4 protein-coding genes are annotated in these 6,436 nt (G+C 63.0%); all 4 read left to right on the forward strand.

The features are described 5' to 3' along the window. Positions 1-202 precede the first annotated feature (202 nt). Entirely contained in the window at positions 203-487 is a 285-nt protein-coding gene (locus VGC77_RS03850; RefSeq protein WP_331170248.1) for a hypothetical protein, read from the forward strand. A gap of 573 nt (positions 488-1,060) precedes the next feature. Further along, complete coding sequence (locus VGC77_RS03855; RefSeq protein ID WP_331170249.1) at positions 1,061-1,720, forward strand: response regulator transcription factor; 660 nt, start codon at positions 1,061-1,063, stop codon at positions 1,718-1,720. Positions 1,721-1,847: 127 nt separating this feature from the next. Further along, complete coding sequence (locus tag VGC77_RS03860; protein ID WP_331170250.1) at positions 1,848-4,496, forward strand: cache domain-containing protein; 2,649 nt, start codon at positions 1,848-1,850, stop codon at positions 4,494-4,496. A 255-nt stretch (positions 4,497-4,751) separates the two neighbouring features. Then, positions 4,752-6,176, forward strand: a complete 1,425-nt coding sequence (locus VGC77_RS03865; RefSeq protein ID WP_331170251.1) for a hybrid sensor histidine kinase/response regulator — start codon at positions 4,752-4,754, stop codon at positions 6,174-6,176. Positions 6,177-6,436: the final 260 nt, after the last annotated feature.

Raw genomic sequence — 6,436 nt, forward strand, 5'->3', positions numbered from 1 at the left:
TCGGCGTCAAATAGCATCGCCCGCCGCGACGCCCTAAGACTACAGCCCCGCCTTGCCCGTCATGGGCAAGGCGGGGCTGACGTGATAGAGAGGCCCGTTCGGACGCCCGCTGGCGCGCCGTCCCGATCGAGGCGCCGGCCCGATGGCCGGGACGACAGCAGCAGTCTTCGACCGAACGTTGCCATGACCGTAAAGGTGCAACTTGCTGGATAGTCTGTATAGCCTCGGCTTTCTCCCGCGCATGCTGCTGTGCTGTCTGATGATGGCCGGTGCAGGTTACGGTGCCTTCGCCAACACGGCGAAGCCGCGCGAGCCTGGCATCAGCCATTACAAGTTCTTGCTGGAATCCGACAATTTTAACGATTGGGGCAAGCTCTATCGCATCGTCTGCTTGGTATCGTTCCTGGCGGCGGCGGGGGTGTCGATCATGAAGATGGTCAGCCTGCTGATGGGCGGCCCGCTGGTTGATCTCGACGCGTTCGGATAGACGACATTTGGCGCCCGGCGTGGCCCTTCAACGTGATCTCCATTTTGTCGGCGGTTCGATTGCAAGCCGGTCAGCGCGGCGTCGTCTGATCACGTCGCCGAACCCGCAGCCGGCTTGGGTTTTGTGCGCGCTATGGCGGCGGTTGCGATCCCCGCGCATTGCAGCGGACAGCGTGAGCGTCGTCACGATGTTCAACGGCGGTCTTCGTTTGTCTTGCAATGATCGCCACACCGGCGCACGACCATCGCGCGCTTGCTGACAGCGGGCGGCCACCGCGTTCGAAGTCCTCGTAGGAATGCCAGTGGCATTTACTTCGGTCGCGTTACTAGAACCGCACCTCAACTGCAATCAACAAGCGAAGTTTGTGCCTTGTGTCGAGGCGGCTGCGACGTTGTTCGGGGATTTGTTCGCCTCGCGACAACGATTCAAGCATGGCACGAGACGGCCAGCAGTCTTGCCCGAGGCAGCAACGGAGCAAGTTATTGACTGTGCCACGTGAAAGGATAGCTTCGGCATGCCAAAACAGGCACGAGCGAATTCCCGCACAATTTGCGATGAGTCCCGGGGGACAGGATGAGATTCATCATAGCTGATGACCATCCGCTTTATCTTGAGGCGGTGCAGACACAGGTGGCGCGCAGCTGCGCCGGCGCGGAGGTGCGAACCACGACGACGGTCGAGGGCGCCATCGGCTTGCTGTCGCAGGCCCCGGCCGATTTGATCCTGCTCGACTATTCGATGCCGGGAATGAACGGCGTCGAAGGGCTGCGCAGCGTCATTGCAAAAAGCGACGGCGCGCCGGTGGTGGTGATGTCGGGCGTCGCCAACCGCGAAAACGTGATCGAATGCATCAACGCCGGCGCCAAGGGCTATATCCCGAAGACGCTGGAAGGCTTTATGTTCTCGGCCGCGATTTCCCTGGTGGTGGGCGGTGCGACTTACGTTCCGACCGAATTCGTGATGGCGGGGGCCGAATTGCCACAGCCGTCTTCGCCGGCGACCAACGCGTTTTACTCCGAACGAGAATTAGCGATGCTGGGGATGGTGATCGCCGGGGCGCCCAACAAGGAAATCGCCCGGCGTTTCGGCGTGCAGGAAGTCACGGTCAAGTATCATCTATCGCGTCTGTACCGACGCATGGGTGTCAACAACCGGGCTCAAGCCGTGGCGTCGGCGGTGCATGCCGGAATTTCAGCAACGCTGCCGCCGGATCCTGCGGGGCGTGGTCGGTAGGAAACCAGGAATTCAGCGACGCTGCCGCCGGATCCTGCGGGGCGCGGTCGGTAGGAAACCAGCAATGCGGAAATTTGCTTTCACGCGGGAGCGAGGCCGACGTGCCAAACTCGTCCGCGGCGCAGTTTTGTCGTTGTTGCGGACCGGGCGCTCGCGGTTTCGCCAGTTCCGAACCAAGAGCATCCGCTTCCAATTGTTCAACCTGATCGCGCTCAGCGCGGTCAGCCTGGCCTGCTTGTCGGTGTTCGCCGCGTTCTCGTTGCGCAACGAGATGCTGGAATCCAGCATTCGCGAGACCATCGACCTAGCCGAGGTGGCGAGGTCCACGGCTCAGACCTATCACGACATGGCGGTGCGCGGCGAGATCGACGATGCGTCGGCGCGACGGATGGCGGAACGGGTCATCCGCAATATGCGTTATGCCAATGAGGAGTATTTCTTCGTCTATGACACCAGCGGGATCGAGCTGGTTCACGGCACGATGCCGGATCGCGAAGGCAAGAACTACTTGGGAACCACGGATTCCCGGGGCTATGCCTATCTCCCCGACATGCTCAAATTGGCCAAGGACGGCGGCGGCCACGTTTTCTACTGGTTTCCGAAGCCGGGAAGCCGCACCCCGGTGCGCAAGGTCACCTCGGCCATCGGCTTCGCCCCTTGGGGGTGGACGATTTCGACCGGCGTGTATCTTGAAGACGTCGACTCGCAGTTCTGGAGTGCGCTCACCAATTTCGCCTTGATCAGCATTATCGCGATCGTGCTGGTGTCGATCATTGCGGTGTTCATCTCCGAATCGATCGCGCGGCCGGTGCGCTCGCTGGCCGCGGTGACGGCCCGGATCGGCATGGGGCAATACGACATCGTGGTGCCGGCGACCGAACGGGCCGATGAGATCGGCATCCTTGCCGGCGCCATTCGGGTGTTGCGTGACGAAGCCAAGGCCGCCGAAGGACTGCGATTCGAACAGGAGCGCCTGAACCGCGTGCTGCGCACCGTCGGCGCCGGCAATGCCGTGTTGTTGCACTCATCCGAGGAGCAGGAACTGGCATCCCGGATGTGTCAGGCGATCGTCGACGCCGGCGGCTACCGATTGGCCTGGATCGGATTGGCGGAGAACAACGAGATCAAATCGGTTCGGCCGATGGCGATCGCCGGATATGATGACGGCTATCTTTCGTCGGCGCAGATCACCTGGGGAAACAAAGGCGGCGAGGGGCCGACCGGCGTCGCGATCCGGACCGGCATTCCGCAGATCAACGACGACACCCTGTCGGACGACAAAATGACGCCGTGGCGGACCTCGGCGATGGAGCGCGACCTACGCTCCGGCATTTCGCTGCCGATGCACGGGCCGGGCGGCGTGCTCGGCTGCATCACCATCTACGCCGACGAGCCGCACGCCTTTTCGGCGCCCGGCACGGTCTCGCTGTTGGTCGATCTCGCCAACAACCTGGCGTTCGGGATCGTCGGCACCCGCGAACGCCGCCGCCGCGAAGAAATGGAAAGCCAGCTCAACCAGGCGCAGAAGATGGAAGCGCTGGGGCAACTCGCCGGCAGCGTCGCCCACGACTTCAACAATTTGCTCGGGGCCATTCTGGGGCTGGCCGGGTTCATCGTGGAAGACGCCGGCGAGGACTATTCGACCAAACACCATGCGGCTCGCATCATCGCCGCCGGCGAACGCGGCAAGACGCTGATCCGCCAGATCCTGTCGTTCGCGCGGCGCGGCGATCTGAAGCGCGAGTGCTTTTCCATAACCGAGCTGGTCGATGAGACCCGCGCGTTGTTGCTGGCCACCATTCCGACTACCACGCAGATGGTGCTGGTGGCGGACAGCGCGGAGCCGGTGGGGGTGATCGGCGATCGCGACCAGCTGCAGCAGGTCCTGATCAATCTGTGCATCAATGCCCATGACGCGCTGGGCGGCCAGCCCGGACAGGTGAAAATCGTGGTCGGATGCGTCGAGGACGAGAGCGCGATCCTCGAGCGTTTGGCGCACCGCACCTCCGACGTGTTGCCGCCGGCCGGCGAGGTCTGGACCGACGACGAAGGAACGGTTTTTGCAACCGTCGGGAGCTTCGATCACAGCCGGCGTTATGTTTCACTGACGGTCGAGGATTCCGGATGCGGCATGCCCGCCGAGGTGGTCGCGCAAATCTTCAAACCGTTCTTTACCACCAAGAAGAAGAGCTATGGCACCGGCCTCGGCCTGTCGATGGTGCACGGCGCGGTGCTGGCCCATGGCGGCGCGCTGTCGGTCAGCAGCCGGCCGGGAAAGGGCTCGATCTTCGAGATCCTGTTGCCGATCGCCCACGAGTTCAAAGGTAAACCGCCGGCGCCGGCCCCGGTGCCGGTTCCGGTGTCGGTCCAAGCGGGCGGAAGGGTGCTTTTGGTCGACGACGACCACGACTTCGGCGACATGCTGATGATCGCCTTGGAGCGGCGCGGTTTCGAGGTTTCACCCTGCTCGGACCCGCGCGAAGCCCTGGAGGGATTGCGCGAGCATCCCGATAGCTGGGATGCGGTGATCACCGATCAAGTGATGCCGCATATGACGGGGCTGGACCTGATCCGCGAACTGCGCCGCGAAGTCTCCAATCTGCCCTGCATCTTGTGCACGGCCTATGCCGAGGACCAGCTCGACGATGAGCGGCTGAAGGATGCCGGGATCTACGCCTTGCTGCGTAAGCCCGTCGATATCGACGAACTCACCCACCATCTGATGCGCGCGATCATGGAATCGCGTCAATCCGTTGAAAACAAAGCACTAACCTAGTGCGGCGACTGTGTCGTCGCAAGTTCCCGGCAACAGCGCAGACCTGTTGACCAGGACCGAGGTCAGCTCATCGGCGCGGCCGTGACGGCGCTGGTGAGGCGGCCGATGCCGATCGCTAGCGCCGCGTTTGAAGGTATATTAATACCTATCTGCGTCGCACCTTAGCGTAAAACTACGTATTTTTGCTCTTGATCTGGATCAAAAGCGGCGACGGTATTCGAGTATTATACGGGGAACCTCTGCAAGGAGTTTGCAATGACGCCCGGTTCCGTAGCCCAGATTGCCCCTCAAGTTCCAAATTATGTTGCGTTGCGTGACGAAACCCAGGCTGCCGAAGCCAGCCGATTCGACTGGCGCCCCCAAGACGAGGTGGAAGGCCAATCCAACCAGGTTCAGAAGATGGCGGCTTTGGGCCAGCTCGCCGGGATCGTCGCCCACGATTTCAACAACCTGCTCGGGGCGATTCTGGGGCTGGCCGGGTTCATCGTGGAAGACGCCGGCGAGGATTACTCCACGCGGCACCACGCCGCTCGCATCATTGCCGCCGGCGAACGCGGCAAGACGCTGATCCGCCAGATCCTGTCGTTCGCCCGTCGTGGCGATCTGACGCGAGAGTGCTTTTCCATGACCGAGCTGGCCGATGAGACCCATGCGCTGCTGCAGGTCACCGCTCCGAAAACCACTCAGATGTTGATGGCGGCGGACGCTGCGGAACCGATGTGGGTGATCGGCGATCGCGACCAGTTGCAGCAGGTCGTGATCAATCTGTGCAAGAATGCCCATGACGCGCTGGGCGGTCAGCCCGGACAAGTGACCGTCACGGTCGTGCGCACCGAACAACAGCGCGAGATCCTCGATCGTTTGGCGCAGTGCACTGCCGACGCGTTGCCCACGGCCGGCGAGGTCTGGACCAATGATGCCGGCGTGGTGTGTGCAGCGGTCGGCAGCTTCGCTCGCAGCCGGCGTTATGTCTCGCTGATTGTCTCAGATACCGGCTGCGGCATGACGGCCGACGTCGTCGCGCAAATCTTCAAGCCGTTTTTCACGACCAAGAGTAAGAGCCACGGCACGGGTCTCGGCCTGGCCATGGTCCACAGCGCGGTGCTGGCCCATGGCGGCGCGCTTTCGGTGACCAGCCGGCCGGGAAAAGGCTCCGCCTTCGAGATCTTGTGGCCATTAGCTGACGACACCAACGACAGCGTGCTGGCGCCGATGCCGGCGCCCGCGCCCGCGCCGGTTCAGTCGTCGGTCAAGGCGGGCGGACGGGTGCTGCTGGTCGACGACGACCACGACTTCGGCGACATGCTGATGATCGCCTTGGAGCGGCGCGGTTTCGAGGTTTCGCCTTGCTCGGACCCGCGCGAGGCGCTGGAGGGATTGCGCGAGCATCCCGATAGCTGGGATGTGGTGATCACCGATCAGGTGCTGCCGCACATGAGCGGGACGGAGCTGATTCGCGAACTGCGTCGCGAGGTCTCGAACCTGCCCTGCATCCTGTGCACGGCCTATGCCGAGGACCAGCTCGACGATGAGCAGCTGAAGGAGGCCGGCATCCACGCCCTGCTGCGCAAGCCGCTCGATATCGACGAACTGACCCAGCATCTGATGCGGGCGATCATGGAGTCGCGTCCGGGCGGCGACCGCGCCCCCGCCAGCCTTGCCGGCGACGCGCAGTCGTAACGGCGCGGGCAGCGGCACGCCTGCAAGCCGCGGCCGTCATCCACGACGTAACTCCACCGATCGCAACCAGCACGCGCAACCCGACGCCGGCCAAGCCTGGCGTCGCACTGATCACCGGGCAAAAGAAAAAGCCGATGCGGTTGTGCCGCATCGGCTTTCTGGTCGTCGGTCGTTCTGGAGTGGTTACAACGGGATGTTGCCGTGCTTCTTCGGCGGCCGGTTCTCGCGCTTGGTCAGGAGCTTGCGCAGCGCCAGCGCCA

It is taken from the genome of Rhodopseudomonas sp., from assembly GCF_036404135.1.
Taxonomy (GTDB): domain Bacteria; phylum Pseudomonadota; class Alphaproteobacteria; order Rhizobiales; family Xanthobacteraceae; genus Rhodopseudomonas_A.

Coding starts and splice junctions, on each gene's coding strand:
- VGC77_RS03855 (WP_331170249.1), top strand. CDS start 1,061: ATGAGATTCATCATAGCTGATGACCATCCGCTTTATCTTGAGGCGGTG.
- VGC77_RS03865 (WP_331170251.1), top strand. CDS start 4,752: ATGACGCCCGGTTCCGTAGCCCAGATTGCCCCTCAAGTTCCAAATTAT.